We start from the raw sequence: 26,258 nt of genomic DNA, 5'->3' as shown, positions 1-26,258 counted from the left end.
TCCTTCACGCACACAAGATCCATAAGCTCTTTCTCAGCAGCCCGCCAGAACCTCACCGGACCGACAAACCCGACCGAGACAAACGCGGCATGCGGCTCTCCTTCCTCTTCCGTAACCTTGCTTCTGGAGTCGTTATGCGTACCGCCCTCGCCCTCCGCACCTCCCTCGTCACCGCCGTCGTGGCGGGGACCCTGCTGGCCCCCGCGGCAACCGCCGCGTTCGCCGCCGCCCCGCAGACCGCGGCCTCCGCGTCCGCGTCCGCCTCCGGCGACAGCCGCTACGAGGGCGAGCCCGTCTCCATCGGCCAGGGCCTGGTCGCCGTGCTGCGCAACAAGACCGAGGGCCCCGAGGCCTGGATCCGGGCCGTCGCCCCCGACTGGAAGCCGGGCGACGCCTACCTGACCCGCGTCCTGGCCGTCGTCGACCGCACCGACCCCAGCGCCACCGTCAACGGCCTCCGGATCGAGCTGACCAAGGCCGAGACCGCCACCCCGGTACTCACCGTCACCACCAAGGACGGCGTCACCAAGGCCTACCCGCTCCCCAAGGGCAGCGCCGCCGCCCCCGCCCCCTGCGTCTCCGCGGTGAAGGAGCAGAACTTCGGCGCGGGCGTGACCGCCGAGCTCACGATGTCGTCCAAGGGCCCCAAGGCCGTCGTGCACGAGATCGGCCCCATCGGCGACCGTGCGGTGACGCTCGACCGCACCCACCCCAAGGGCACGGACGCGTACTACGTGAACATCGTGAACCCGAGCGGCGCGGCGCCCCTCCTGGAGTGGAAGACCCAGGGCGGGGACGTCCCCGTGCACAGCACCTCCTTCCCCGCGCTCCCGAAGGGCTGCAAGCTCGACTACCCGGTGCAGGAGTCCGCGGCGCAGCCGAAGCCGCAGCCCAAGCCCGCCACCCCGGCCACGGCCGCGCCGAAGCCCGCCGTCGCCGTCGCCGCGGCGCCCGTTTCGAACGTCAGCGCCCAGACCGTCGGGCAGACCACCGTCGTGCCCCAGGGCGGGGTCGCCGCCGGGGCGGAGATCGCCGCCGAGGACACCGGCAACACCACCACCGCGGCCGTCGGCGCCGGACTCGCCGCCGTGCTGGCCGCGGTCGGGGCCGCCTTCCTGATCCGCCGCCGCGCCCAGCGCTGACGCGCCCGGCACGTCCCCCTTCCTCCTGCCCTCCGGCGGGCCACCTCCACGGTGGCCCGCCGGCCCTCGTTTTCCCGGAGCCCCGATGAACGACCACGTACGCCCGCTCCTGGCCGCCGTACTCCTCGCCGCCGCCCTGACCGGCTGCGGCGGCGCCCCCACCGCCACCACCAGCGCCGCGCCGCCCGCCGTCACCGCGGCCGCCGCCCCCGCCGCCCCGGCGACGGCCGCGCCCCTGCCCGCTTCCGAGCCCGTACGCGTACGCATCCCCTCGGCCGGGGTGGACGCCTCCCCCGTGCTGCGGCTGGGCCTCGCCGCCGACGGCACGGTCCAGGTGCCCTCGGTCGCGGACGGGGACAAGATCGGCTGGTACACCAAGGGCGTCACCCCCGGCCAGACCGGCCCCGCCGTGCTGATCGGGCACTTCGACACCGCGCGCGGGCCCGGCGTGCTCAAGGACGTCTCGCGCGTCCGCACCGGCGACGAGATCAGCGTCTCCCGGGCCGACGGCAGCACCGCCCGCTTCCGGGTGCGCGAACTGGAACAGGTCGGCAAGAAGGCGTTCCCCACCGCCAAGGTCTACGGGAACACCACGCGCCCGGAGCTGCGCGTCATCACCTGCGGCGGCGAACTCACCGACGGCCACCGTCCCGACAACATCATCCTGTACGCCGATCTCGTGGGCTGAGACGGCGTGAGGCAGAATCGGGCGCATGAGCAGCCAGCAGCCCGCCGACGAGCCGGTCTACGCCGATCGCGTCTACCGCTCGTCCATGGCCATCGCCACCGGAGTGGTGACCCTCGCGATGATCGTGTGGCTGTGCGGGGACGCCGTCCTCTACGGGGACGGCAGCACGCGCTGGATCGGCCTGGCCGTGGCGCTGTGCGCCGTGCCGCTGACCGTCGCGTTCACCATCCGGCCCGCCGTCTTCGCCAACGACGACCGGATGCGGGTGCGCAACCCCTTCCGGGTCATCGAACTGCCCTGGGGCTCGGTGGACGCGGTGCGCGCCGGGTATTCGGCGGAGGTGCTCGCGGAGGGCGAGAAGTACCAGCTGTGGTCCGTCCCGGTGTCCCTGCGCGAGCGCAAGAAGGCGCAGCGCCGGCAGGGCCGCGGGGCCGCTGCCGTGGCCAATGGCCGGGAGCAGGCGGCGGGCGCGGTCACCCAGGGGTCGCCGCGGGCGCTCGCCGACAAGGTCGTGGACGAGCTCCAGGAGCTGGCCGAACGCGGAGCGGCTCGCGCGAGCGCCCAGGGCGCCGTCGAGGTCAGGTGGTCGTACGAGGTCATCGCACCGGCCGCAGCGGGTGCGGTGCTCCTGATCGTGCTGCTCGCGCTGCTGTAGCGCGGGGTGCCTCCCGTCACATCGAAATCGGGCGGAACCGCCGCCACCGGACGCTGCGTCCTCGCAGGTGTGCAGCGTCTTGAGGCCGGCGGCAGCGCCGCCACAGCCCTCCAATTCCGGCTCCGGCTCATCGGGGCGGCCCTGCTGGCCGCCCACCTCCTCCTCGTCGGCTGGCTGACCCTGCGGCCACTGGACGTGCCGTGGGCGGCGGCCGCGAACCTGACTCCGCTCGCGGGCATCCGGGCCGACCTCGCCTACGGGCCGCTGGAGGCGGCCCGGCGGATCGGCGGGGACCTGGCCCTGCTGGCGCCGCTCGGGGTGCTGCTGCCGCTGGCCGGCGGGCGGCTGGCGCGGTCCTCGCTGGCGGCGTGGTCGTCGCTGGCCCGCACCGCGGCCGCGGCCGCGCTGATCTCGCTGAGCATCGCGATGCTGCAGACCGGCGTGCCCGGACAGGTGGTCGACGTCGACTCGGTGCTGTTGAACACGGCCGGTGTGCTGCTCGTGCACACGGCGGTGATGCCGGTCCTGAGGTCCAGGCTGCGGCGCTCTCAGGGGGCCACCCCGAGAATTACCAGGGTCGACGTGAGCCCCTGGACCGAGGTGCTGTCGGCGGTTCCCCGCGAGTATTGAGGTATCGCAAGCAAGCGGTACCGGAATACGAGGAGGAACCCATGAGCGCGATTACCCGCCCCCGTGACGGACGGATGATCGGTGGCGTCTGCGCCGGTCTCGCGCGACGCTTCGGGATGCGGGCGCGGACGATGCGGATCATCTTCGTCCTGTCGTGCCTGCTACCCGGCCCGCAGTTCCTGATCTACCTGGCGCTGTGGCTGCTGCTGCCGAACGAGAAGCCGGCCGCGGGTGCGGCCCGGACCGCCTGGTAGCCGGAATCCGGCCCGTCCGCGCCCGCTCAGCCCGCCTTGCGGACCTTCTCCAGCTGCTTGTCGGCCACCTCTTGCGGTACCCGCGCCTCCTTCGTGGCGTCGGACACGTTGAGGGCCGTCAGCCGTACCACGGTGGCGCCCTGGCGGACGACGACGAGGTGGACGTGCGCCGAGACGCCCGCGGCGGTGACCGTGGTGGTCCAGCTGACGTTCTCGTCGCCGCCGGTCTTGTACGCGAGGACCTTCACGTCGCGGTAGCTGCCCGTCTGCTTCTGCACGGTGGCGGTGAAGCCCGTGCATTCGGCCACGGCGGCGCGCAGCCGGTCCATCAGCCGTTCGGCGTCGGTCTGGGTGTAGGAGCTGACCGAGGCGGAGATGGCGAGACCGACCTGCTTCTGCGAGCCGACACCCCGGTTGACGGTGTCGTGTGCGGCCGGGTCGGGCTTGTCGCCCATGACGTCGGCGAGGGGCTGGCAGGCCTTCCGGTCGGCGTGGGGCTGCCCGGAGGGGGCGTTCGGGTTCTTGCCCTGCGCGGAGATCTGGTAGCCGTCGAGGTCACCCGGTTCCAGGGCGGACCGCTCCAGCTTGCTCGCCGCGCTCTTGGGGGAGGCCGGGGCGGCCGGGCTGGCCGAGCCGACGGGGGCTGTGGCGCGCGGCGCCGCGGGACCCTTCGCGTCGGGGGCCGTGGCGGGGCCGTCCGCGGCGCCGCCGCATCCCGTGGCGGCGAGGAGCAGGGCGGGGAGCAGGGCGAAGCCCGCCGTCCGCGTCCACGTGCGTGCCGTGAACCGTGCCTTGATGCGCATGACCGTGACCCCAAACACCTTGCTTCGGCGGGCAGTTGCCGGTGATCGTGGCACACCGCGCGAGGTGGCGCACACCTGGTCGAAAGGGCGTGCGCCACGGGTGCGCGCGTGCGGATGACGCGTGCCGATCAGACGTGCGGACCAAGCCGTACGGACCCGCCCGCGCGGCTCGGCGCGCTGCCGGTCAGCTGCCGAGGTTGCTGAGCGGGACGCCGCCGAGGAGGCTGGTCACCGTACCGAGCGCCTCGCCCGGGTCGCTCGCGTCCTGGCCTTCGTGGGCGGTCATGTGCTGCTGGCTGGTGAGCCCCTGGACGGCGCCGGTGGCGGTGCCCAGCGCGTCGGTCAGACCGACGGCCGGGACGGCGGCGGAGGCGGAACCGGCGGCGACGGCGGCGAAGGCGGCACCCAGGGCGGCGGCACCGAGCGTCTTGGCAGCTGACTTCTTCATCAAAATCGTCCTTGCGACGGGGAATTGAGCGGCTCCGCAAACTAGTCACTTCAAACCCCGGCCCGCAAACATCATCAAATACGAGAAGGCGCCCGGGAATTCCCCTCCCCGAGCGCCTTCCGCACGTCACGCCATGGCCTACGCCGAGACAGAACCGCTGGTCGAAGCGGTCTGCCGGAACAGCCACTCGGACTTCAGCTCCGCGTAACCCGGCTTGATCACGTCGTTGATCATCGCCAGTCGTTCATCGAAAGGAATGAACGCGGACTTCATCGCATTGACGGTGAACCACTGCATGTCTTCCAGCGTGTAGCCGAAGGTCTCGACCAGGTGCTCGAACTCGCGGCTCATGCTCGTACCGCTCATCAGCCGGTTGTCGGTGTTGACGGTCAGCCGGAAGTGCAGCTTGCGCAGCAGGCCGATCGGGTGCTCGGCGTACGAGGCGGCGGCCGCCGTCTGGAGGTTCGAGGTCGGGCACATCTCCAGGGGGATGCGCTTGTCCCGTACGTAGGAGGCCAGGCGGCCCAGCTTGACCGAGCCGTCGGCGGCGACCTCGATGTCGTCGATGATCTTCACGCCGTGACCCAGCCGGTCGGCGCCGCACCACTGCAGGGCCTGCCAGATCGAGGGCAGGCCGAAGGCCTCGCCCGCGTGGATCGTGAAGTGGTTGTTCTCGCGCTTGAGGTACTCGAAGGCGTCGAGGTGGCGGGTGGGGGGGAACCCGGCCTCGGCGCCGGCGATGTCGAAGCCGACCACGCCGTTGTCGCGGTAGCGGTTGGCCAGCTCGGCGATCTCCAGCGCGCGGGCCGCGTGCCGCATCGCGGTCAGCAGGGCCCCGATCCGGATGCGGTGGCCGTTCGCCTTCGCGCGGCGCTCGCCCTCGCGGAAGCCGTCGTTGACCGCCTCGACCACCTCTTCGAGGGTCAGGCCGGCTTCGAGGTGCTGCTCGGGGGCGTAACGGATCTCGGCGTACACGACGCCGTCCTCGGCCAGGTCCTCGGCGCACTCGGCGGCGACGCGGAAGAGCGCCGCCTTCGTCTGCATGACGGCGCAGGTGTGCGCGAACGTCTCCAGGTAGCGCGGGAGGGAGCCGGAGTCGGCGGCTTCCCGGAACCAGACGCCCAGCTTGTCGGCGTCGGTCTCGGGCAGGTTCTCGTAGCCGGCCTCGCGGGCCAGCTCGATGATGGTCCCGGGGCGCAGGCCACCGTCGAGGTGGTCGTGGAGGAGCACCTTGGGGGCACGGCGGATCTGGTCCGGGGTGGGCAGGTTCGGGGTGTCGCTCGTCATCTGGGCACTCTAGCTCCTACGCGCGTAGAGCGAGGGGTCGGCGTGAGCCGTCGATACGTAACAGTGACCGTACGGAGGGGTGGCGTACACCTGTCAGTCTGAGACTGTTCCGCCATGGCACAGCATGCGCCGCCGGCGCGCGGGGCCCGCCTGGGGCGGGCGGCCGGCGCGAACGGCTCGGTCTCGACGGTCAGTGGTGTGGTGCTCCTGCTCCCCGGGGCGTCCAGATTCTCCCCCGGTCCCATGCGTCCGCTCGCGCGGGCGCTGGCCCGGGCGGGCGGGGCCCAGGGCCTGGTCGCGCACCCGGTGCTGCACGGGGCGGGCGCCCGCGAGGACGACGCCCGGTGGGCGGCGGACGAGGCGGTACGCCGGTACGGGGACGTGCCGGTCTGCCTGGCCGGGTACGACGCGGGCGGCCTGGCGGCGCTGCGGGCGGCCGGGCACGAGGCCGTGCAGGCGGTGCTGGCGCTGGCCCCCGCCGTCGACCGGCTCGGGGCGGCCCGCAAGGGCGCCCCGGAGCCGGACCCGGAGCCGGTCAAGCAGCTGGCCGGGCGGCAGGTGCTGATCGTGCACGGGACCGACGACGGGCGCTGGGACCCGGAGTCGTCCTTCCTGCTGGCGGCGCGGGCGAAGAAGGCGAATCGTTCCACGTGCCGGTTCGAGGTGCACTCGGACGGGCACGGGCTGCGCGAGCACCGGGCCGAGGTGGTCGCCCTCTCGGTGGACTTCGTCCTCGGCGCCATGTTCTCGGGACGGTACTCGCGCCCGGTGACGGACGCGCTCGCCGCGCCCCCGCCGCTGGGCCTGCGGATGCCGCTGGCTTCGGGTTTCGGGCGCTCGCTGCGGGGTTGAACCGCCCCGGGCGGGAACGCCGTCCGCGCGTAAAGTGGGAAGTGGACTCGGGTGGCTGCCCTCGGGGGCTTCTTCCACGGGAGGCGATCGGGCATGGCCCAGATCGTGCGCAAGAACTTCGACGACGCGGACGAGACGCGCCCGTTCCAGGACGGCAAGGGCCGGTTGGACGTGATCCAGTCGGAGGGCGGGCCCGTCGGCCGCGCGGTCTTCGAACCGGGCTGGCGTTGGTCGGAGCACATCAAGCCGCTGGCCGGCACGGACAGCTGCGAGGCCGCACACACGGGGTACATGGTGAGCGGCCGGATCAAGGTCGTCATGAACGACGGCGCGAGCGAGGAGTACGGCCCCGGCGACTTCATGCAGATCGAGCCCGGGCACGACGCCTGGGTGGTGGGTGACGAGCCGGCCGTCTGCGTCGACTGGACCGGGTACGGGAGCTACGCGAAGCCCTCCGGCTGACGTACTCGCCGCAGCGGCGGGGCGACGGGCGGCGCGCCGGGCCGGCCGGGCCCGCCGATCCGCCCCCTCACGGTCGGATGGCCGGGCCGTCCCGGTGCGCCTTCCCCTGCCTTCCCCCTCGGGCCGTCATCCACTGTGCCGGTTCGGCATATGCCGCAGGGCCGCCGCCGGGGGTCGTTTTGCCGCCTTGCGGGAACACGAGGGGTTTACAAATCCTCACCCACAGGGAGAAATAGGCGCATGCCGGCCGACGACCTCGACGGGAGCGCCCGGAACGACGGGCTGAGTCCCGCCGCCCGGCGCCTGTACGCGTACGCGGTGGAGCGGCGCGCCTTCGCCGCCGCGGAGGCCACTGCCGCCCTGGGTGCACGCGCCGGTACGGCCATCACCGAGCTGGCCGCGGCGCACCTGCTCCAACGCGCCCCCGGGCCGGGCCCCGAGCGGTGGAGCGCGGTGGCGCCGCGCGCGGCGGCGGCCCGGGCCCTGGCCCCGCTGGCGCTGCTCGTGCGGGAGACGCACGACGAGATGGACCGGCTGCGCGGGCGGCTGGAGGAGCTGGTCCCGGCGTACGAGGCGGGGGCTGCACACCGCGATCCGAGCGGCTCGGGCCACTTGGAGCTGGTGACCGACCTGGGCGCGGTACGGGGGCTGATCGCGGAGCTGGTGGCGGGCACCGAGTGCGAGTTGCTGACCTCGCAGCCCGGCGGCGGCCGCCCGCCGGAGTCGCTGGAGGAGTCGATCGGGCGGGACGAGGCGCTGCTGGCCCGCGGGGTGCGGATGCGGGCCGTCTACCAGCACACGGCGCGGTACTCGCGCCCGACGGCGGCGTACGTGGAGCGGCTGACGGCGCTGGGCGCGCAAGTCCGCACGGTCGGCGACGGCCTGATGCGGATGCTGGTCTTCGACGGCCGCGCGGGGCTGATGGAGGTGCCGGACCGCAGCGGGGCGGCGCTGGTGGTGCGCGAGCCGAACGTCGTGCACTTCATGAAGGCGGCCTTCGAACGGTCGTGGGTGGCGGCGGAGCCGTTCCCCGTGACGGTGGGACCGCGGGCGGCGCGCTCGCTCACCGACGAGCTGCGGCGGACGATCGTACGGCTGCTGGCGGAGGGGCTGGAGGACAAGGTGATCGCGCGCCGGCTGGGCATGTCGGAGCGGACCTGTCAGCGGCACATCGCGGGGATCATGCGGGCGGTGGGCGCCAAGTCCCGCTTCCAGGCCGGGTACCTGCTGTCGGACCGGGCCCGGAGGGCTGGGCCCGAGGAGCCGAAACCCGAGGAGCTGGAGCCCGAGGAGCCGGGGACACGGGGTGCCGTGCGGCTCACAGTTCGGGAATCAGCCGGCCCCGCCGGGACAACAGGAACCGCTTGAACTCCGCCACCGGCGGCGTGTCGGGGTGCCCGTCGAGCCAGGCCACGCCGATCTCGCGGACCGCGCGGGGCGCCGTCACCGTCAGCTCCACCACGCCCGGCCGGGCCACGGCGGGCGGCGGCAGCAGGGCCACGCCGAGGCCCGCCGCGACCAGACCGCGCAGGGTCTCCGCCTCCTCGCCCTCGAAGGCGACCCGCGGGGTGAACCCGGCTTCCGCGCACAGGTCGTCGGTGATCCGGCGCAGGCCGTAGCCGGGCTCCAGGGTGACGAAGGTTTCTTCGGCCGCCTCGGCGAGGCGCACGCGCTTGCGCCCCGCGAGCCGGTGGTCGTCGGGCACGACCAGGCGCAGCCGCTGCTCGTCGAGGCGGCGGGCCACCAGGTCGGGCGCGTCGGGCAGCGGGGAGGTCAGGCAGAGGTCGAGTTCCCCGGCCCGCAGCCGCTCCAGCATGGCCTCGCCGTAGTTCTGGACCAGGGAGAACCGGATCCTCGGATGGTCGGCGCGGAAGGCGCGGATGAGCCCGGGTACGGTCTCGGAGCCGAGGGTGTGCAGGAAGCCGAAGGCGACCTTCCCCGAGGCCGGGTCGGCGTCCTGCTGCACGGACTCGGCGGCGCGGGCGATCTCGCCGAGGGCCCGCTGGGCGGAGGCCAGGAAGGTGCGCCCGGCGGTGGTGAGGGCGACGGTGCGTCCCTTGCGCGCGAACAGCGTGACGGACAGGTCCTGTTCGAGGCGGACCATCGCCCGGGACAGCGTGGACTGCGGTACGCCCAGCTCGTGCGCGGCGCGGGTGACGTGCTCGTGCCGGGCGACCGCGACGAAGTAGGCGAGCCGGGGGGCCAGCAGACTTGTCACGGGGATGTCTTCTTCGTAACGGCTCATTGACATGCACCTCTCTGAGCTGGGCTGATGCATGAGTGGATTGATTATCGCGAATCTGTGCATTGGACGCATGAAACCGCCCGGGTCTACCGTCGGTTCATGCCTCCCGTTCATACCGGGGCACCCTCCATCCCGGGTGCCTCCACCCCGTCGTCCCCCGCACCGGAACCCCTCTCCCCCGGCCGCCCCGGCTACCGCCGGATGAGCCTCGCGCTCTTCGCCGCCGGACTGGCGACCTTCGCCCTCCTCTACTCCACCCAGGCGCTGCTGCCCGCGGTCTCCGCCGACTTCGGCGTGACGGCCGGTCAGGCCAGCTGGACGGTGTCCGCCGCGACCGGGGCGCTCGCACTGTTCGTCCTGCCGCTGAGCGCGCTGTCCGAGCGGTTCGGGCGGACCCGGATGATGACCTGGGCGATGGTGCTGGCCGTCGGCGTCGGACTGCTCGTCCCCTTCGCCCCGAACCTGGAGTGGCTGGTGGCGCTGCGCGCGGTCCAGGGCGCGGCGATCGCCGGCATCCCCGCCTCCGCGATGGCGTACCTGGCGGAGGAGGTCCGGCCGAAGGCGCTGGTCGGCGCGATCGGCCTGTTCGTGGCGGGCAACTCGATCGGCGGGATGAGCGGCCGCATCGTCACGGGCTGGGCGGCGCAGCTGTGGGGCTGGCGGGCCGGGCTGCTGACGGTCGGGCTGATGGCGCTGGGGTGCGCGGTGGCGTTCCTGGCGCTGCTGCCGCGGGCGCGGTTCTTCCGCCCGGCGTCGCTGAACCCGCGCGCGGTGGGGCGTACCGTCGCCGGGCACCTGCGGGATCCGCTGCTGCTGCGGCTGTACGGGATCGGCGCGCTGTTCATGACGGTGTTCGGGGCGGTGTACACGGTCATCGGGTACCGCCTGGTGGACGAGCCGTTCTCGCTGGGCCAGGGCCTCGTCGGGTCGGTGTTCCTGGTGTACCTGGTCGGTACGGTCTCCTCGGCGGCCGCCGGGCAGCTGGTGGCCCGGATCGGCCGGCGCGGCGCGCTGTACCTGGCGGTGACCACGACCGCGCTCGGGCTGCTGTTCTCCCTGGCGGACGCGCTGGCCGCCGTCCTGGCGGGACTGGTGCTGATCACGGCCGGGTTCTTCGCGGGGCACGCGGTGGCCTCGGCGGCGGTGAGCCGGACGGCGACGACGGGCCGGGCGCAGGCGTCGGCGCTCTACCAGTCGGCGTACTACCTCGGTTCGAGCGCGGGCGGCACGCTCGGGGCCCTGGCCTACCACGCCTCTGGGTGGGCGGCCACGGTCGGGATCGCGCTGGTGGCGGTGGTGGGCGTCGCGTCGATCACCCTGTACGGCTCGCACGCGGCGCGCGCCGAGCGCCGCCTGACCTCGCTGGCCGCGATGCGCTGATACGACGCGTGCGGATGCGCCCGTACGCCATCGGTACGAGGTGATTTACGGAGCCCGGAGCCCAACACGCTCCGGGCTCCGGCACGTTCGGTCCCGGGGCAGGGAAGTAATGCGTGGGGAGGCGGATGTGACATCCACACGGAAACGACGGATTCGTACGAAGGGCCGGACCGCGGCGCTGGTGGCCGCGGCGGTGGCGCTGGCGGCGCCGCTGGTGATCGTCGGGGGCGGGTCGGCGCAGGCCGCTTCCTGCACCGCGACCACCGGGCCCTACCAGCGGCAGGTCGAGCAGTTCCTGGGCCGGCCGGTGGACGGCGTGCAGTCGGCGGCCGACTGCACCGCCATCAGGGGGTTCCAGGCGGTCCACGGCATCACCCCGACCGCGGGGTACGCCGGGCCGCTCACCTGGCAGACGATGAGCGTGATGCTGGCGCAGCGGGCGGCCGGGACCACCCCCAACCGGGACGGGAAGTGCCCGGTCGACCTCGGGCGGATCGCCTGCGTGGACCTGACGCGCCAGCTCAGCTGGGTGCAGGACGGCGGGAAGCTGGTCTACGGGCCGGTGCCCGTGCGCACGGGCAAGGCCGGGACGGAGACGCGGACCGGTCTGAAGAAGATCTACTACCGCAGCATCGACCACTGGTCGACGCTCTACGACGTCGCGATGCCGTACGCGCAGTTCTTCGACGGCGGCATCGCCTTCCACTCGGTCGAGAAGGACATGTGGAACCCACCCGGCTCGGGCGGCTGCGTGAACATGCGCCCGGCGGACGCCAAGGCGTACTGGAACCTGCTGCGCAGCGGTGACGACGTGTACGTGTACGGCCGCAAGCCCGGGACGTAGGCCGGTCCCGCCGGGCTGCGCCGGGCCGGGCCGCGCCGGGCTGCCGTTGTCAGACCCCTCCGGTAGTTTGCGACGTAGTGGAACTACTGGGGGACGGCAGCCATGAGTGACCTCGCGACCAGCCCGGAACTCGACTCGGCGATGGACCGCTACCGGGTCGAGCTCACCGGTTACTGCTACCGGATGCTCGGCTCGTCCTTCGACGCCGAGGACGCGGTGCAGGACACGTACCTGCGCGCCTGGCGCGCCTACGGCAAGTTCGAGGGCCGTTCCTCGCTGCGGTCCTGGCTGTACCGGATCGCCACCAACGTCTGCCTGGACCTGCTGAACGCCGGGAACAAGCGGGCCCGGCCGATGGACCTCAGCGCGCCGCAGCACCAGGCCTCGGCCGTGCTCAACGAGCGGCCCGAGGTGACGTGGCTGGAGCCGGTGCCGGACGGGCGGGTGCTGCCGCTGACCGCGGATCCCGCCGAGCTGGCGCTGGCGAAGGAGTCCGTGCGGCTGGCCTTCGTCGCCGCCCTCCAGCACCTGCCGCCGAAGCAGCGGGCCGTACTGATCCTGCGCGAGGTGCTGGCCTGGAAGGCGGACGAGGTCGCGACGCTGCTGGACACCACGGTGGCGTCGGTGAACAGCGCCCTCCAGCGGGCGCGCGCCACGCTCGCCGGCCAGGCGGTGCGGGCGAGCGATCCGGCGGACCCGCTGGACCCGGACCAGGCGAAGCTGCTGGAGCGGTACCTGAGCGCCTTCGAGGCGTACGACATCTCCGGGCTCACCGCCCTGCTGCACGAGGACGCGGTGCTGTCGATGCCGCCGTTCGACCTGTGGCTGCGGGGCCCCGCCGACATCGCGGCGTGGCACCTGAACCAGGGCATCGGCTGCAAGGGTTCCCGGCTCGTCCCGACGACGGCGAACGGCATGCCGGCCTTCGGGCAGTACCGTCCGCGCACGGACGGCCGGCCCGGGCACGAGCCGTGGGCGCTCCAGGTGCTGGAAATATCAGCGGGGAAGATCGTCGGACTGAACGCCTTCCTGGACACCGCCAGGTGGTTCCCGCTGTTCGGGCTCCCCGAGCAGCTCGACGAGTCCTACGAGGTGCAGCAGGGCGCGTAGCCGCGGCGGGACGCCGGCCAGGCTGAGGCGTACCCCCGCCCGGCGGGCGGCGAGGGCGAGGCGCGCGAGCGCGTCCACCTCGGCGAGCCCGGCCGTGGCCAGCTGTCCGGCGGCGCACACCACCCACAGCGGGCGGGGGCCGTCCCGGCACAGGACGTCGAGCCGTTCGGCGTCCGCCGGGGTCACGGCGGGGCCGGGCAGCACCAGTCTTCTGATCTCCACGAGAGGTTGACCGGGCGCCGCCCCGGAACTCATCGGGCCCGGCGCCCCGCGGCGCCCCTTCGGCCCGGAAGCCCGGAAGGCCGGAAGCCCGGAAGGCCGGCGGCAAAAGGCCGTCGGCGCGGCTCCGGACGGGGAGCCGCGCCGACGGGGTCGGGGGGCCGGTCAGGCGATGCGGTCCAGCACGATCGGGTTCGCGGTGAACGCGGTGCCCGCGGGGGCGATGTCGTACGAGCCTTCCAGGGCGGCCAGCGCGTACTCGAACTTCTCCGGGGTGTCGGTGTGCAGGGTCATCAGGGGCTGGCCCGCGGTGACCGGCTCGCCGGGCTTGGCGTGCAGCTCGATGCCCGCGCCCGCCTGGACGGGGTCCTCCTTGCGGGCGCGGCCGGCGCCCAGGCGCCAGGCGCCGACGCCCACCGCGTAGGCGTCCAGTCGGGTCAGGACCCCGGAGGCGGGGGCGGTGACGACGTGGTGCTCGCGGGCGACGGGCAGGGCCGCGTCCGGGTCGCCGCCCTGGGCGGCGATCATCCGGCGCCAGACGTCCATCGCGGAGCCGTCGGCCAGGGCCTTGGCCGGGTCGGCGTCCTTGATGCCCGCCGCGTCCAGCATCTCCCGGGCCAGGGCCAGGGTCAGCTCCACGACGTCGGCGGGACCGCCGCCGGCCAGGACCTCGACCGACTCGCGGACCTCCAGCGCGTTGCCGGCGGTCAGGCCGAGCGGGGTGGACATGTCGGTGAGCAGGGCGATCGTCTTGACGCCGCTGTCGGTGCCGAGGGCGACCATCGTGGAGGCGAGCTCGCGCGCGTCCTCGATGTTCTTCATGAAGGCGCCGGAGCCGACCTTCACGTCCAGGACCAGGGAGCCGGTGCCCTCGGCGATCTTCTTGGACATGATGGAGGAGGCGATCAGCGGGATCGCCTCGACCGTGCCGGTCACGTCGCGCAGCGCGTACAGCTTCTTGTCGGCGGGGGCCAGGCCGTCGCCCGCCGCGCAGATGACCGCACCGGTGGTGTCGAGGACGTTCAGCATCTCCTCGTTGGAGAGCAGCGCGCGCCAGCCGGGGATGGACTCCAGCTTGTCCAGGGTGCCGCCGGTGTGGCCGAGGCCCCGGCCCGAGAGCTGCGGCACGGCCGCGCCGCAGGCGGCGACGAGCGGGGCCAGCGGCAGGGTGATCTTGTCGCCGACGCCGCCGGTGGAGTGCTTGTCGGCGGTCGGGCGGGAGAGGGAGTCGAAGTTCATGCGCTCGCCGGAGGCGATCATCGCGGCGGTCCAGCGGGCGATCTCGGCCCGGTTCATGCCGTTCAGCAGGATCGCCATCGCCAGCGCCGACATCTGCTCGTCGGCGACCACGCCGCGCGTGTACGCGTCGATGACCCAGTCGATCTGTTCGGGGCTCAGTTCGCCGCGGTCGCGCTTGGTGCGGATGACGGAGATGACGTCCATGGAGTGCTTCCTTCTACGCGCATAGAGAGAGGGGTGGGAAGGATAAGACGGAAAGACGACGGTCCTTCGCCCGGGAGGGACGAAGGACCGTCGCTACGGCTATCTCAGGTGGTCCGGCCCGAAGGCCTGCGGGAGCATCGCCGCGAGCGGCAGCACCCCTTCGGGTGTCTCCACCTGCAGTTCGGGGCCGCCGAACTCGAAGAGCAGCTGGCGGCAGCGGCCGCACGGGACCAGGATGTCGCCCTTGCCGTCCACGCAGGTGAAGTGCGTGAGCCGGCCGCCGCCGGTGGCCTGGAGGGCGGAGACCAGCCCGCACTCGGCGCACAGGCCGAGTCCGTAGCTGGCGTTCTCCACGTTGCAGCCGACGACCGTGCGGCCGTCGTCGACCAGCGCGGCCACACCGACCGGGAAGCCCGAGTACGGGGCGTACGCCCGCGTCATCGCCTCCCGGGCGGCGGTCCGCAGGGCCTCCCAGTCCACGGCCGTCACTTGCCCTGGCCCTTTTGGTACGGCATGCCGTCCGCCTTGGGCATCCTCAGGCGCTGCGCCGACAGGGCGAGCACGAGCAGCGTCGTGACGTACGGGGCGGCGTCCACGAACTGGCTCGGGACGGAGTCGGTGAGCACGTACCAGAGGAAGAGGCCGGCGGAGCAGGCGGCCGCGATGCCCGCCTGCAGGTACTTCTTCTTGTACAGCTGCCAGCCGACGACGATCACGAGCAGGATCGCGAGCAGCAGGAGCATCGCGTGGACGTTCTCGGCGCCACCGCGCAGCCGGAGGCTGTAGGTGAAGCCGAAGAGGCCCGAGCCGAGGGCCATGCCGCCCGGCATCCAGTTGCCGAAGATCATCGCGGCGAGACCGATGTAGCCGCGGCCGCCGGTCTGGCCCTCCTGGTAGATGCCGGTGGAGACGATCGCGAGGAACGCGCCGCCGAGGCCGGCCATCGCGCCGGAGACGACGACGGCGATGTACTTGTACTTGTAGACGTTGACGCCGAGGGACTCGGCGGCGACCGGGTTCTCACCGCAGGAGCGCAGGCGCAGACCGAAGGAGGTCCGCCACAGCACCCACCAGGTGGCCGGGACCAGCAGGACCGCCACGACGGTCAGCAGCGAGAGGTTGGTGACGAGCCCGCCGAGGACCCCGGCCACGTCCGAGACGAGGAACCAGTGCTTGCCCTGGAGCGTGGTCAGCCAGTCCGAGAGCCCCGGAACGGTGATCTCGGTGATCGGCTCGATGCGCGGGGACTGCTTGGAGGAGCCGCCCGGCACCGTGTCGAAGGTGAAGTTCGACAGGTACTGGGTGAAGCCGACGGCCAGGATGTTGACCGCCACACCGGAGACGATGTGGTTGACGTTGAACGTCACGGTGATGATCGCGTGCAGCAGGCCGCCGAGGGCGCCGCCGGCGATGCCGACGAGGACACCGGTCCACGGACCCCACTGGTAGCCGGCCCAGGCGCCGAACCAGGTGCCCAGGATCATCATGCCTTCGAGGCCGATGTTGACCACGCCCGCGCGCTCGGCCCACAGGCCGCCGAGGCCGGCGAGGGCGATCGGCACGGCGAGCTGGAGGGCGCCGGAGACCTGGCCGACGGAGGTCAGGTCGTCGGCCCCGGAGATGATCCTGACCAGGGAGATCAGGGCGATCCCGGCCGCGATCAGCAGCAGGATCCAGGGCAGGGTGAGCTTGCGGCGGCCGCCGCCCTTCTTGGGCGCGGCGCTCGTCGCGGAAACGGTGCTGGTGCTCACGCCGCGACCTCCTTGTTGTCGGTCTTGAGGGCGTGGCCGGCGGCCAGCTCTTCGCCGACCTTCTGCTGCTGGCGGCGGATGCCGTAGCGGCGGACGAGCTCGTAGCTGACGACGACGGCGATCACGATCAGGCCCTGCAGGATCGTGCCGATCTCCTTGGCGTAGCCGTTCTGGTCGAGACCGGCGGAGGCCTTGTCGATGAAGGCGATCAGGAGGGCCGAGAAGAAGATGCCGAGGGGGTTGTTCCGGCCGAGCAGGGCGATGGTGATGCCGGTGAAGCCGATGCCCAGCGGGAAGGACAGGTTGTAGGTGTGCGACTCGCCGAGCAGCAGCGGCATGCCCGTCAGGCCGGCGACCGCGCCCGAGATGAGCATCGACGTCATGATCATCTTCTTGGCGTCCACACCGGAGGCCTGGGCCGCGGTCTCGCTGGCGCCGGTGGCGCGCAGGTCGAAGCCGAAGCGGGTCCGGTTCAGCACGAACCAGTAGACGATGCCCAGGGCGAAGGCGACGAAGGTGAAGCCGTAGATGTCGCCGCCGGAGAGGGAGAGCGACGGGACCCAGCCGGACTCCGGGATGTCACCGGTGGTGAGGTCGTTGGAGCCGGCCGGCTGGACGCCGAAGTTCTTCGGCAGGATCAGCCAGGCGATCAGCGAGGTCGCGATGGCGTTGAGCATGATCGTGGAGACGACCTCGCTCACCCCTCGGCGGGCCTTGAGGGCGCCCGCGATGCCGGCCCAGAAGGCACCCGTGAGCATGGCCACGACCACGATCAGCAGGACGTGCAGCGGACCGGGCAGCGAGACCGCCGTACCGACCACCGCGGAGATCATCGCCGCGAGGCGGTACTGGCCGTCCACGCCGATGTTGAAGAGGTTCATCCGGAAGCCGATGGCGACGGCCAGGGCTGCCAGGTAGTAGATGCCGGCCTGGTTGATGATCAGGACCTGGATGTCCTCGTAACTGGCCTGGTCGATCATGATGCGCAGCGGGTCGATCGGGTCGACGCCCGAGGCGGCGAGCACGATCACGGTCAGCACCAGGGCGCTGACCAGTGCGAGCACCGGTCCGGCGACCGAGAGCAGCAGCCGGTCCTTGTCGATTTTCTTCATCGGGCCTCGTCCTCCGTCGTCTCACCGTCGGCAGCGGCGGAGCCTTCAACGTGGTCGTTGGTTGCTTCCAGGTGCCCGGTCGCGGCGCCCGTCATGGCGGTGCCGAGCTCCTCGGGCGTGATGGTCGCCGGATCGGCGTCCGCGACCAGGCGGCCGCGGTAGATGACGCGCAGGGTGTCGGACAGGCCGATCAGCTCGTCGAGGTCGGCGGAGATGAGCAGCACGGCCAGGCCTTCGTGCCGGGCCTCGCGGATGGCGTCCCAGATCTGCGCCTGCGCACCGACGTCCACACCGCGGGTGGGGTGGGCGGCGATGAGGAACTTGGGGTTGTGGCTCATCTCGCGGCCGACGATCAGCTTCTGCTGGTTGCCGCCGGAGAGGGAGGCCGCGGTCACGTCGATGCCCGGGGTGCGGACGTCGTACTCGCGCACGATGCGCTCGGTGTCCTTGCGGGCGGCCTTCGGGTCGAGGACACCGCGCTTGGAGTTCGGCGCCTCGGTGACGTGGCCGAGGATGCGGTTCTCCCAGAGCGGGGAGTCCAGCAGCAGCCCGTGCCGGTGGCGGTCCTCGGGGATGTAGCCGATGCCGCCCTCGCGGCGCTTGCGGGTCGGGGTGGTGGAGATGTCCTCGCCGTCGAGGGTGATGACGCCGCCGTCGGGGATGCTCATGCCCATGAGGGCGTCGATGAGCTCCGTCTGGCCGTTGCCCTCCACCCCGGCGATGCCGAGGACCTCACCCTTGTGGATGGTGAAGTCGATGCCGGCGAGCACCTCGCGGACGATCCCGTCCGGGTCGGTGGCAGCCAGGCGCAGCCCCTGGACCTGGAGCATCGGGGTCGTGGTCACCGTGGACTCGCGGGTCTCCGGCGAGGGCAGCTCGCTGCCCACCATCAGCTCGGCGAGCTGCTTGGTGGTGGCGGACTTGGGGTCGGCGGTGCCGACCGTGGTGCCCCGGCGGATGACGGTGATGTCGTCGGCGACCTTCAGCACCTCGCCCAGCTTGTGCGAGATGAAGATGACGGTCAGGCCCTCGGCCTTGAGCTCGCGCAGGTTGTCGAAGAGCGCGTCCACTTCCTGCGGCACGAGCACGGCGGTCGGCTCGTCGAGGATGAGGGTGCGGGCGCCGCGGTAGAGGACCTTGAGGATCTCCACGCGCTGGCGGTCGGCGACGCCGAGCTCCTCGACGAGGGCGTCGGGGCGGACGCCGAGGCCGTACGCGTCCGAGATCTCCATGATCTTCTTGCGGGCCTTGCCGCCGATCCCGTACAGCTTCTCGCCGCCGAGGACGACGTTCTCCAGGACGGTGAGGTTGTCGGCGAGCATGAAGTGCTGGTGCACCATGCCGATGCCGCGGGCGATCGCGTCGCCCGGGTTGGCGAAGGAGACCTGCTCCCCGTCGACGGCGATGGTGCCCTCGTCCGGCTTCTGCATGCCGTAGAGGATCTTCATCAGGGTCGACTTGCCGGCACCGTTCTCACCGATGAGGGCGTGGACCGTGCCCTTGCGAACGGTGATGTCGATGTCCTTGTTGGCGACGACGCCAGGGAAACGCTTGGTGATGCCGTGCAGTTCTACGGCGGGGGGGCTGGACGCGTTGATGACGCACTCTCCTTGGCGCGAAGGAGCGGAAGGCAGGGGGGACAGGGCGGGGAGAGAAGGTACCGCGTCCACGGTTCCTCTACGCGCGTAGCACTGTCGGAAGTGAAAAGTTGTGACCGGGTGGCCACTTGACGCGGGTCGGGGCCCGGGTGACGGCAGAGCCGCTACCCGGACCCCGGGAAAACCGATCGGCCGGCAGGCCGTCCCTTACGGGGCGGTCTTGACCGTGATCTTCTTCGCGATGATGTCGGCCTTGGCCTTCTCCACCGCGGCGGTGACTTCCGCCATCGACTTGTACTGCGGGTTGGAGTCGGCCAGGGCGACGCCGTTCTTGTCCAGGCCGTAGCGGACCTCGCCGGACTCCGGCTTGCCGTCCTGGACCGACTTGATCAGGTCGTAGACCGAGAGGGAGACGTCCTTGGTGACCGAGGTCAGGATGTGGTCCTTGTACTTCGACAGACCGGGCTGGTTGTACTGGTCGGAGTCGACACCGATGGCCCACTTGCCGGAGGTGGCGGCGGCCTCGATGGCACCCGAGCCGGCCAGGCCGGCGGCGGCGTAGACCACGTCGGCGCCGCTGTCGAGCTGACCCTTGGCGGCGGCCTTGCCGAGGTCGGGCTTGGCGAAGCCGGAGAAGTCCGGCGGCTGGGTCAGGTAGGTCGACAGCACCTTGGCGTTCGGGTTGGTGTCCTTGACGCCCTGCTCGAAGCCCGCCTGGAACTTCTTGATCAGCGGGACCTCGACACCGCCGATGAAGCCGACCGTGCCGGTCTTCGACGTCTTGGCGGCGGCGACGCCGGCCAGGTAGGAGCCCTGCTCCTCGTTGAAGACCAGGTTGGCGATGTTCTTGTCGGTCTGCGAGGTGTCGTCGATGATGCCGAACGTGGTGTTCGGGAACTTCGCGGCGACCTTCTTGATGGCCGGGGCGTACGAGAAGCCGACGCCGATGACCGGGTTGTTGCCCTTGCGCGCGAGCTCGGTCAGGCGCTGGACCTTGTCGGCCTCGGACTCGCCCTCGGTGGGCTCCGCCTCGGCGGTCTTGATCTTGAGGTCGGTCTTCGCCTTTTCGAGACCGGCGTAGGCGGCGTCGTTGAACGACTGGTCGCCGCGGCCGCCGATGTCGTATGCGATGGCGGCGCTCGCCTCCTTCGTACCGGAGGACGAGCTGGACGAGGTGGCGTCCGACGACTTCTTTCCGCCACAGGCGGTGGCCGAGAGGGCCAGCGCCGCGGACGCGAGGCCCACGGTGGCGATCCTGGTGATCCGGCGCAAGGGGAGGCTCCTTCAAAACCTGACCGAAGCGCCACGACCGGCGCTGGTTTCGCGGCGATCGTAACGCGCGTAGATGTCAGTTAAGAGCCCGTTCATGAGTCGTTATCGGATCGTCGCGAACCGGACAGTGACCGATCAGTAACTGGTCGAGCGTCCAGCCCTTGCATACCAAGGGCTGGACAGGTGCGCCGGATGCCGCTCAGATGTTGTACAGATTTTGCCCCGGCTTTTACCGGGAAGGCCTGGCGCGACGCCCGTCGAGCAGGGCGGCGGCCGTGAAGAACTCGACGCCGACGGCGATCGCGGACTCGTCCACGTCGAAGTCGCCCCGGTGCAGGTCCCGCTTGGCGGGGTCGCCGGGCTTGTGCACGCCGAGGCGGGCCATGGCGCCCGGGACGTGCTCCAGGTACCAGGAGAAGTCCTCGCCGCCCAGGCTCTGCTCGGTGTCCTCGATCGCCCCGGGGCCGCGCCGGGCCGCCATCGCCTCGCGCAGCAGCTCGGTCACCATCGGGTCGTTGACCACCGGCGGCACGCCGCGGACGTAGGTGATCTCCGACTTGGCCCCGTGCAGGGCCGCGACCTCGTCGATCGCCGCGTGGATCTGGTCGGGGGCGCCGTGCCAGGCGTTCAGGTCCAGGCACCGCACGGTTCCGGACAGCTCCGCGTGCATCGGGATGACGTTGCAGGCGTGCCCGGCCTCGATCCGGCCCCAGGTGACGGACATGCCCGAGCGGGCGTCCATCCGGCGGGCCAGCACCGCCGGCACGTCGACCGCGACACGGGCGGCGGCCGTGACGAGGTCGGTGGTCAGGTGCGGGCGGGCGGTGTGGCCGCCGGGGCCCGCCAGGGTGACTTCCAGCCGGTCGCAGGCGGAGGTGATGGCACCGGGGCGCAGCCCGATCTTCCCGGCGTCCACCCGGGGGTCGCAGTGCACCGCGATGATCTTGCCGACGCCGTCCAGCACTCCGTCCTCGATGGCGTCGCTGGCGCCGCCCGGGAGCACCTCCTCGGCGGGCTGGAACAGCAGCCGGACCGGCTGCGGCAGCAGGCCCTGCCGGTCGAGCTCGGCGAGCACCAGGCCCGCGCCGAGCACGGTCACGGTGTGGACGTCGTGGCCGCAGGCGTGCGCCCGGTCGGGGAAGGTCGAGCGGTACGGCACGTGGGTCTTCGTGTCCGGGATGGGCAGGCCGTCGATGTCCGCGCGCAGGGCGAGCACGGGCTGTACCCCGTCCCAGGTGCCGACGTCACAGATCAGGCCGGTGCCCGTGCTCAGCACCCGTGGGCGCAGGCCGGCTTTTTCCAGCCGGGCCTTGATCGCCGCCGTGGTGCGGAACTCCTGGTGCCCGAGTTCGGGATGCATGTGCAGGTCCCGGCGGAAGGAGATCAGTTCGGCACGCAGGTGGTCCGGAAGCGTGCCGGGCAGCTCGGGCCGGTCGGGCGTGCCGGGCAGGGCGGTCTGGGACTCGCGGGACATCAACTGGTTCACCCGTTGAAGGTTAGGCGCACGGATGGGTCAACTGGCCGGAGATCACCAAAAGTTCATGCCGTTAGGGGAAAGAAACCCGGCCTCCGGACGCATGACCGGATGCACCGAAGGGTAAACTCGCGCGCTCATCCGGCCGCCGGAGCCGCCTGAGCGGGCAGTCTGCGCACGTCGCGCGCGGTGTCGGTGACCCCGGCGAGGAAGCCCCTGGCCCGGGGCGAGGCGGCCGCCGTGAGCCAGGCCGGATCGACATCGCATACGGCGACGGTGACGCCGGTACCGGCCAGGGCGTACGGCAGCGTGTGGACGACCGTGGACGGAAAGCTGACGATGGTCCGGCCCACCGGCCCGCGCCGGGCGACCAGCTCCAGCGGCAGGTCCGGACGCACGATCTCCAGCCCGGCCGCCTCGCTCAGCACCCGCAGCTTCTCCGGGGATTCCCGGCGGTGCGCGAAGTACCGGGTCGCGCCGTGTTCCCGGCTCAGCGCGCACACGGCGTCGAGGTAGCGGGCCGGATCCACCACGCCCGTCTCCACCAGGGAGGTGCCGACGAGGTCGGTGCCCTTCGTCAGCCGGGGCGGCCCGAAGCGGGATCGGGTCCAGGCGAAGTCGTTGACGCGCAGCTCCATCCCGGGCAGCGGGGTGACCGGCATCGAGGTGAACACCCGTACCCGGCGGCGCCCGCCCGGGGTGAGCCGGCGCCGGGCGGTCCCCGACACCGGGGCGTACGCGAGCTCCCGCACCCGGGACGCGGTCCCGCCGCCGGTGCGGTGCCAGCGGCGCAGCCGCTCGCCGCGGCCGAGCTGCGCGACGAACTCCATGGTGGCGGTGCCGTCGTCGACGACGACCAGCTCGGCGGTGCGCGACGCCGGGGCGAGCAGCAGCTGGACGAAGCGGGAGAAGGGGTCCCCGACCACGATCCGCTCGGCCCGGTGCACGTCGGCGGCGAGCGCCGCGAGGGCCCGGAACGGGGCCCCGGCGCCACCGCGCGCCTCCTGCCACCGGACGGTGAACCCCTCGTCGCGGGCCAGGGCCGCGACCCGGCGCAGCTGGCCCCGGGACATGGGGTCGGTGGGCGGCAGGACGACGATGAGCGGGGCCTCCGCCCGCCCGGCCGCCCGGGAGGCGGCGGTGGGCTGGCGGGGCACGGCGTCCAGGAGCCGGTCGCCGGCGGGGCCGCGCTCGGCGTGGGCCCATTCGAGGACGTTGAGCAGCTGGACCGGGCTCTCGACGAAGGCAAGGGTCGAACGGGGGGTGGAACCAGGGACGGAGGGGGTCACCACGTACTCCTCGGCTGAGGGGGGCGGGATCGGAGCGGTCAGACGGTGGCGGGGGCCTGGCTCTGGCCGGAGAAGCGGCGGAGCTTCTTCATGGGGGCCAGCTCGGAGTCGTAGACGCGCTTGACGCCGTCGCCGAGGGCGGTCTCGATGGTGCGGATGTCACGCACGAGGCGGGCGAGGCCGCCGGGTTCGACGGAGGCGGCCTGGTCGGAGCCCCACATCGCACGGTCGAGGGTGATGTGCCGCTCGACGAACGCGGCGCCGAGGGCGACGGCGGCCAGCGTGGTCTGCAGGCCCGTCTCGTGGCCGGAGTAGCCGATCGGGACGTTGGGGTACTCGTCGCGGAGGGTGTTGATCACCCGCAGGTTGAGTTCCTCCGCCTTGGCGGGGTACGTCGACGTGGCGTGGCAGAGCAGGATGTTGTCGCTGCCGAGCACCTCGACGGCGTGCCGGATCTGCTTCGGGGTGGACATGCCGGTGGACAGCACGACGGTCCGGCCGGTGGCGCGCAGGGCGCGCAGCAGTTCGTCGTCGGTGAGGCAGGCGGAGGCCACCTTGTGGGCGGGGAGGTCGAACTTCTCCAGGAAGGCGACGGCCTCGGTGTCCCAGGGGGAGGCGAACCAGTCGATGCCGCGCTCGGCGCAGTGCGCGTCGATGGCGAGGTAGTCGTCCTCGCCGAACTCGACGCGGTGGCGGTAGTCGATGTACGTCATCCGGCCCCAGGGGGTGTCGCGCTCTATGTCCCACTGGTCGCGGGGAGTGCAGATCTCGGGGGTGCGCTTCTGGAACTTGACGGCGTCGCAGCCGGCGTCGGCGGCGGCGTCGATGAGGGCGAAGGCGTTGTTCAGGTCACCGTTGTGGTTGATGCCGATCTCGCCGACGACGTAGACGGGCTGACCGGGACCGGCGAGGCGCTGACCGAAGCTGCGCAGGCGGGTGGTGGAGCTCATGGTGGGTGACGTCCTTCGTACGGGGGGCGGGGGCGGGGCGTCGGACGGGGTGTCGAGCAGGGGTGCGAGGAGGCGGGCGCGGGCGAGGTCGTGGGGGTCGTCGATCTCCAGGACCCGGGCCGGGTCGGTGCGGACGGGCCGGGTGCGCCCGAAGAAGCGGTGCCGGGCGGCGCGGAAGCCGTCGGCGGCCATGGCGTAGGCGGCGCCGGTCTCCAGCAGGTCCTCGGGGCGGTCCTGGCGGCGGGGGCGGTACGCGGCTTCGTGGTTGACGCCGCATCCGGTGCCGTCGGGCGCCGCGCGCCAGAGGAAGCCGTGGAAGGGGGCCACGGTCATGGCGGAGTCGGCGCCGCCCGAAGCGACGGCCGTGGCCACGGATTCGATGTCGGACGGGGTCAGGAAGGGGCTGGTGCACTGGACCAGGAGGACGACGTCGACGGTGACGGAGTGCAGTTCCTCGAACGAGTCCAGCGCGTGGAGCAGGGCGGCTTCGCTGCTCGCGGTGTCCCCGGCGATGGCGGCGGGACGGCGCAGGGCGACCGCCCCGGCGGCCCGGGCGGCGGCGGCGATGGCCTCGAAGTCGGTGGAGACGACCACGTCGGTGACGGCGGGTGCCGCCAGGCAGGCCCGCACGGCCCGCGCGACGAGCGGGATCCCGCCGACCTCGGCGAGGTTCTTGCCCGGCACCCCCTTGGACCCGCCCCGCGCCGGGATCACGGCGAGCACCCGCGCGGCGGGGGCCGGCCCGCCGGCCGCCGGTACCGGGTCGGGAACGGGAACGGGAGCGGGTTCGGAGTGCACGCCGGGAGCCGGCCGGGGTCCGGGTGCCCGGGCGGGCGCGGGGCGGCGGGGGGTCACAGGTCGCCCAGGCGGCGGATCGTGGGGGCCACGCGCTGGACCCCGTGCCGGTACGCACCCCGCGCCGCCTCGCGCAGCCGGCCGCGGAACCAGGCCCGGGCCCGGGACCCGCCCCGGCCCGGGCCCGGCCGCAGGGTGCCCGGGAGCGGGTGGCCGTCCGGGTCGAGGCGGTGGCGGGCCAGCACCCCGGGGAGGTAGCCGGGGGCGGTGACCCGCGTGTAGTAGGGGGCCACGGGCGGCAGCAGCTCCCGCGCGAGCAACTCGGCGAGCCTGGCGCGGGCGGCGGCGAAGGGCTCCCGGTCCGGGGCCACGCCCTGTTCCGCGAGCCACCCCGGGTCGCCCTCGGGCAGCAGCCCCTGGTCCAGCTGGTCCCAGGAGGCGAGGCAGCCGGAGCCGAGGAAGTGGTGGTTGCCGAGCGCCTCGCGGATGCCGAGATCGGTCAGCACGGCGGTCGGGATGCCCCGGTGCAAGGACTCCAGGGCGGCCGTGGACGAGACCGTGACCAGCAGGCCGGCTTCGTCCAGGACCGCGCCCATGTTCCCGTACACCAGGCGGCAGTTGGGCGGCAGTCCGCCGGGCAGCCGCTCGGCGAGGCGCTGGTAGGGGTGCTCCTCCAGGTGCGTGGTGTGCTCCCCGGGCCGGCTGCGCAGCTTGACCAGTACCTCCCGGTCGGGGTGCAGCCGGGCGTGCCCTGCGGCCCGCGCGAGCAGGTACGTGCGGTCGGCGCGGCTCTCGGGCACGGAGGGCTGCACGGCGAAGACGACGGTGCGCGCGCCGCCGCCCGGCTCGTGGGCCGCGCCTTCGAGGAAGGGCAGCGCGGTCTCCGTGACGGCGTCCGACGCGGCGCCCACCCCTGCGTACACGGCGCGGAAGCGGCCTGCGTCGTAGGGGGAGTTGGCGAGGACCAGGTCGGCCCCGTGCCGCAGCAGCAGGCCGTCGGTGAGCTTCTCGTAGACGACGCCGACGTAGCCGGTGACCAGGACGGGACGGGCCGCGGGTTCGGGCCACAGGGCGCGCACACCGTGCAGGACGGCCTGGACCGCGCCGCCGACGAGGGCCAGGACGACCACGTCGTAGCGGTCGGCGCCGCGTGCCCGCCCGATCTCGGCCAGGAACTCGGCGCAGGTCACCTCGGTCGGCCCGGCCGGGCCCGCCTCGATGCCGACCTCGCCGAGCTGGCGTGCGGTGGGGGTGGCCCGGCCGCGCAGCAGGAATCCGGTGGGCCGGTGGTCGGGCGCGAGGCGCCGCGCGGTGAGCGCGCCCCATTTCCATCGCGTATCGGAATCGGCGAGTACGGCGATGCGGAGATCGCCACGATTACTGGTGGCTGGCACCCGGCAGAAGCTATTCCGCATTTCCGCTGACCGGCCCAACGACCGCACAACAGCGGGTTAACAACCCGTCGACGTCACGCGAAAGCGCACGGGTTAACGTGACCGCCCCGCGTCGTTCACATGGAATCCTTATGCGGGCCACGGTGAATGCCGGGCGGCCT

At 72.5% G+C, this 26,258-nt stretch carries 26 protein-coding genes and 1 pseudogene; 11 read left to right on the top strand and 16 right to left on the bottom strand.

Annotated elements, in window-relative coordinates:
- The first annotated feature begins 134 nt into the window (after positions 1–134).
- The 5 genes from ACZ4M3_RS05835 to ACZ4M3_RS05815 all read left to right on the top strand — a co-directional run bounded on the left by ACZ4M3_RS05835 (position 135) and on the right by ACZ4M3_RS05815 (position 3,369).
- Entirely contained in the window at positions 135–1,142 is a 1,008-nt protein-coding gene (locus tag ACZ4M3_RS05835; protein ID WP_467730391.1) for a hypothetical protein, read from the top strand.
- 85 nt (positions 1,143–1,227) lie between these two features.
- On the top strand, positions 1,228–1,830 hold the full coding sequence (locus tag ACZ4M3_RS05830) for a class F sortase (RefSeq protein WP_467730390.1): 603 nt from the start codon (positions 1,228–1,230) through the stop codon (positions 1,828–1,830).
- A 25-nt stretch (positions 1,831–1,855) separates the two neighbouring features.
- A complete protein-coding gene (locus ACZ4M3_RS05825; protein WP_467730389.1) occupies positions 1,856–2,485 on the top strand; it encodes a PH domain-containing protein in 630 nt (209 codons plus the stop codon).
- A gap of 69 nt (positions 2,486–2,554) precedes the next feature.
- Complete coding sequence (locus tag ACZ4M3_RS05820) at positions 2,555–3,115, top strand: VanZ family protein (RefSeq protein ID WP_467730388.1); 561 nt, start codon at positions 2,555–2,557, stop codon at positions 3,113–3,115.
- Positions 3,116–3,156: 41 nt separating this feature from the next.
- Entirely contained in the window at positions 3,157–3,369 is a 213-nt protein-coding gene (locus tag ACZ4M3_RS05815; protein WP_467730387.1) for a PspC domain-containing protein, read from the top strand.
- A 26-nt stretch (positions 3,370–3,395) separates the two neighbouring features.
- Here ACZ4M3_RS05815 and ACZ4M3_RS05810 read toward each other — a convergent pair whose 3' ends face one another.
- The 3 genes from ACZ4M3_RS05810 to ACZ4M3_RS05800 form a co-directional block, all read right to left on the bottom strand.
- Positions 3,396–4,172 carry a hypothetical protein gene (locus tag ACZ4M3_RS05810; RefSeq protein WP_467730386.1) on the bottom strand — a complete coding sequence of 259 codons (777 nt, stop codon included), beginning with the start codon at positions 4,170–4,172 and terminating at the stop codon, positions 3,396–3,398.
- 184 nt (positions 4,173–4,356) lie between these two features.
- Complete coding sequence (locus ACZ4M3_RS05805) at positions 4,357–4,620, bottom strand: hypothetical protein (RefSeq protein ID WP_467730385.1); 264 nt, start codon at positions 4,618–4,620, stop codon at positions 4,357–4,359.
- 138 nt (positions 4,621–4,758) lie between these two features.
- Positions 4,759–5,907 carry an adenosine deaminase gene (locus tag ACZ4M3_RS05800; RefSeq protein ID WP_453357284.1) on the bottom strand — a complete coding sequence of 383 codons (1,149 nt, stop codon included), beginning with the start codon at positions 5,905–5,907 and terminating at the stop codon, positions 4,759–4,761.
- Between the two features lie 114 nt (positions 5,908–6,021).
- Here ACZ4M3_RS05800 and ACZ4M3_RS05795 point away from each other — a divergent pair, with 114 nt between their 5' ends.
- The 3 genes from ACZ4M3_RS05795 to ACZ4M3_RS05785 all read left to right on the top strand — a co-directional run bounded on the left by ACZ4M3_RS05795 (position 6,022) and on the right by ACZ4M3_RS05785 (position 8,589).
- Entirely contained in the window at positions 6,022–6,759 is a 738-nt protein-coding gene (locus tag ACZ4M3_RS05795) for an alpha/beta hydrolase (RefSeq protein ID WP_467730384.1), read from the top strand.
- A gap of 93 nt (positions 6,760–6,852) precedes the next feature.
- Complete coding sequence (locus ACZ4M3_RS05790) at positions 6,853–7,221, top strand: cupin domain-containing protein (protein ID WP_467730383.1); 369 nt, start codon at positions 6,853–6,855, stop codon at positions 7,219–7,221.
- Positions 7,222–7,461: 240 nt separating this feature from the next.
- Complete coding sequence (locus ACZ4M3_RS05785) at positions 7,462–8,589, top strand: helix-turn-helix transcriptional regulator (protein ID WP_467730382.1); 1,128 nt, start codon at positions 7,462–7,464, stop codon at positions 8,587–8,589.
- On the opposite strand, the gene ACZ4M3_RS05780 is transcribed toward ACZ4M3_RS05785, so the two are convergent.
- Positions 8,540–9,466, bottom strand: coding sequence for a LysR family transcriptional regulator (locus tag ACZ4M3_RS05780; RefSeq protein WP_453355707.1), 927 nt, complete (start codon positions 9,464–9,466; stop codon positions 8,540–8,542). The genes ACZ4M3_RS05785 and ACZ4M3_RS05780 overlap by 50 nt on opposite strands.
- 99 nt (positions 9,467–9,565) lie before the next feature.
- Here ACZ4M3_RS05780 and ACZ4M3_RS05775 point away from each other — a divergent pair, with 99 nt between their 5' ends.
- The 3 genes from ACZ4M3_RS05775 to ACZ4M3_RS05765 all read left to right on the top strand — a co-directional run bounded on the left by ACZ4M3_RS05775 (position 9,566) and on the right by ACZ4M3_RS05765 (position 12,800).
- Positions 9,566–10,846 carry an MFS transporter gene (locus ACZ4M3_RS05775; RefSeq protein ID WP_467730381.1) on the top strand — a complete coding sequence of 427 codons (1,281 nt, stop codon included), beginning with the start codon at positions 9,566–9,568 and terminating at the stop codon, positions 10,844–10,846.
- Between the two features lie 109 nt (positions 10,847–10,955).
- A complete protein-coding gene (locus ACZ4M3_RS05770; RefSeq protein ID WP_467730380.1) occupies positions 10,956–11,690 on the top strand; it encodes a L,D-transpeptidase family protein in 735 nt (244 codons plus the stop codon).
- 102 nt (positions 11,691–11,792) lie between these two features.
- A complete protein-coding gene (locus ACZ4M3_RS05765) occupies positions 11,793–12,800 on the top strand; it encodes a sigma-70 family RNA polymerase sigma factor (protein ID WP_467730379.1) in 1,008 nt (335 codons plus the stop codon).
- Here the strand turns inward: ACZ4M3_RS05765 and ACZ4M3_RS05760 are convergent.
- The 12 genes and pseudogenes from ACZ4M3_RS05760 to ACZ4M3_RS05705 all read right to left on the bottom strand — a co-directional run bounded on the left by ACZ4M3_RS05760 (position 12,687) and on the right by ACZ4M3_RS05705 (position 26,097).
- Positions 12,687–13,022, bottom strand: a complete 336-nt coding sequence (locus ACZ4M3_RS05760; RefSeq protein WP_467730378.1) for an STAS domain-containing protein — start codon at positions 13,020–13,022, stop codon at positions 12,687–12,689. The two genes, ACZ4M3_RS05765 and ACZ4M3_RS05760, sit on opposite strands and share 114 nt — an antisense overlap.
- Before the next feature lie 162 nt (positions 13,023–13,184).
- Entirely contained in the window at positions 13,185–14,462 is a 1,278-nt protein-coding gene (locus tag ACZ4M3_RS05755; protein ID WP_467730377.1) for a thymidine phosphorylase, read from the bottom strand.
- Between the two features lie 99 nt (positions 14,463–14,561).
- A complete protein-coding gene (locus ACZ4M3_RS05750; protein WP_467730376.1) occupies positions 14,562–14,951 on the bottom strand; it encodes a cytidine deaminase in 390 nt (129 codons plus the stop codon).
- Positions 14,948–16,213 carry an ABC transporter permease gene (locus ACZ4M3_RS05745; RefSeq protein WP_467730375.1) on the bottom strand — a complete coding sequence of 422 codons (1,266 nt, stop codon included), beginning with the start codon at positions 16,211–16,213 and terminating at the stop codon, positions 14,948–14,950. The genes ACZ4M3_RS05750 and ACZ4M3_RS05745 overlap by 4 nt, the downstream gene beginning before the upstream one ends.
- On the bottom strand, positions 16,210–17,325 hold the full coding sequence (locus tag ACZ4M3_RS05740; protein ID WP_467730374.1) for an ABC transporter permease: 1,116 nt from the start codon (positions 17,323–17,325) through the stop codon (positions 16,210–16,212). The genes ACZ4M3_RS05745 and ACZ4M3_RS05740 overlap by 4 nt, the downstream gene beginning before the upstream one ends.
- Positions 17,322–18,893 (bottom strand): ABC transporter ATP-binding protein, encoded by a 1,572-nt coding sequence (locus tag ACZ4M3_RS05735; protein ID WP_467730807.1) that lies wholly within the window; start codon positions 18,891–18,893, stop codon positions 17,322–17,324. The genes ACZ4M3_RS05740 and ACZ4M3_RS05735 overlap by 4 nt, the downstream gene beginning before the upstream one ends.
- A gap of 237 nt (positions 18,894–19,130) precedes the next feature.
- Positions 19,131–20,195, bottom strand: coding sequence for a BMP family lipoprotein (locus ACZ4M3_RS05730; protein ID WP_467730373.1), 1,065 nt, complete (start codon positions 20,193–20,195; stop codon positions 19,131–19,133).
- A gap of 229 nt (positions 20,196–20,424) precedes the next feature.
- The gene (locus tag ACZ4M3_RS05725; RefSeq protein ID WP_467730806.1) at positions 20,425–21,669 is read right to left on the bottom strand and encodes an amidohydrolase; all 1,245 of its coding nucleotides are present in this window, start codon (positions 21,667–21,669) and stop codon (positions 20,425–20,427) included.
- 137 nt (positions 21,670–21,806) lie between these two features.
- On the bottom strand, positions 21,807–22,958 hold the full coding sequence (locus tag ACZ4M3_RS05720; RefSeq protein WP_467730372.1) for a hypothetical protein: 1,152 nt from the start codon (positions 22,956–22,958) through the stop codon (positions 21,807–21,809).
- A 38-nt stretch (positions 22,959–22,996) separates the two neighbouring features.
- Positions 22,997–23,908: an N-acetylneuraminate synthase family protein gene (locus ACZ4M3_RS05715; protein ID WP_467730805.1), complete on the bottom strand. Its 912-nt coding sequence runs from the start codon at positions 23,906–23,908 to the stop codon at positions 22,997–22,999.
- A gap of 348 nt (positions 23,909–24,256) precedes the next feature.
- Positions 24,257–24,622 (bottom strand): annotated as a pseudogene (locus tag ACZ4M3_RS05710) (acylneuraminate cytidylyltransferase family protein); the annotation flags it as partial.
- A 137-nt stretch (positions 24,623–24,759) separates the two neighbouring features.
- Positions 24,760–26,097, bottom strand: coding sequence for a DUF6716 putative glycosyltransferase (locus tag ACZ4M3_RS05705; RefSeq protein WP_467730371.1), 1,338 nt, complete (start codon positions 26,095–26,097; stop codon positions 24,760–24,762).
- Positions 26,098–26,258: the final 161 nt, after the last annotated feature.

This window comes from Streptomyces sp. NPDC026522, assembly GCF_055567555.1.
The sequence above is the reverse complement of the archived record's forward strand: the minus strand, read 5'-3'. Positions and strand labels throughout refer to the sequence as shown.

Excerpts from the sequence above, each read along its gene's own strand:
- ACZ4M3_RS05835 (WP_467730391.1), top strand. The coding sequence starts at position 135 with ATGCGTACCGCCCTCGCCCTCCGCACCTCCCTCGTCACCGCCGTCGTG.
- ACZ4M3_RS05830 (WP_467730390.1), top strand. The coding sequence starts at position 1,228 with ATGAACGACCACGTACGCCCGCTCCTGGCCGCCGTACTCCTCGCCGCC.
- ACZ4M3_RS05825 (WP_467730389.1), top strand. The coding sequence starts at position 1,856 with ATGAGCAGCCAGCAGCCCGCCGACGAGCCGGTCTACGCCGATCGCGTC.
- ACZ4M3_RS05815 (WP_467730387.1), top strand. The coding sequence starts at position 3,157 with ATGAGCGCGATTACCCGCCCCCGTGACGGACGGATGATCGGTGGCGTC.
- ACZ4M3_RS05810 (WP_467730386.1), bottom strand. The coding sequence starts at position 4,172 with ATGCGCATCAAGGCACGGTTCACGGCACGCACGTGGACGCGGACGGCG.
- ACZ4M3_RS05805 (WP_467730385.1), bottom strand. The coding sequence starts at position 4,620 with ATGAAGAAGTCAGCTGCCAAGACGCTCGGTGCCGCCGCCCTGGGTGCC.
- ACZ4M3_RS05800 (WP_453357284.1), bottom strand. The coding sequence starts at position 5,907 with ATGACGAGCGACACCCCGAACCTGCCCACCCCGGACCAGATCCGCCGT.
- ACZ4M3_RS05795 (WP_467730384.1), top strand. The coding sequence starts at position 6,022 with ATGGCACAGCATGCGCCGCCGGCGCGCGGGGCCCGCCTGGGGCGGGCG.
- ACZ4M3_RS05790 (WP_467730383.1), top strand. The coding sequence starts at position 6,853 with ATGGCCCAGATCGTGCGCAAGAACTTCGACGACGCGGACGAGACGCGC.
- ACZ4M3_RS05785 (WP_467730382.1), top strand. The coding sequence starts at position 7,462 with ATGCCGGCCGACGACCTCGACGGGAGCGCCCGGAACGACGGGCTGAGT.
- ACZ4M3_RS05780 (WP_453355707.1), bottom strand. The coding sequence starts at position 9,466 with ATGAGCCGTTACGAAGAAGACATCCCCGTGACAAGTCTGCTGGCCCCC.
- ACZ4M3_RS05775 (WP_467730381.1), top strand. The coding sequence starts at position 9,566 with ATGCCTCCCGTTCATACCGGGGCACCCTCCATCCCGGGTGCCTCCACC.
- ACZ4M3_RS05770 (WP_467730380.1), top strand. The coding sequence starts at position 10,956 with ATGCGTGGGGAGGCGGATGTGACATCCACACGGAAACGACGGATTCGT.
- ACZ4M3_RS05765 (WP_467730379.1), top strand. The coding sequence starts at position 11,793 with ATGAGTGACCTCGCGACCAGCCCGGAACTCGACTCGGCGATGGACCGC.
- ACZ4M3_RS05755 (WP_467730377.1), bottom strand. The coding sequence starts at position 14,462 with ATGGACGTCATCTCCGTCATCCGCACCAAGCGCGACCGCGGCGAACTG.
- ACZ4M3_RS05740 (WP_467730374.1), bottom strand. The coding sequence starts at position 17,325 with ATGAAGAAAATCGACAAGGACCGGCTGCTGCTCTCGGTCGCCGGACCG.
- ACZ4M3_RS05725 (WP_467730806.1), bottom strand. The coding sequence starts at position 21,669 with ATGTCCCGCGAGTCCCAGACCGCCCTGCCCGGCACGCCCGACCGGCCC.
- ACZ4M3_RS05715 (WP_467730805.1), bottom strand. The coding sequence starts at position 23,908 with ATGAGCTCCACCACCCGCCTGCGCAGCTTCGGTCAGCGCCTCGCCGGT.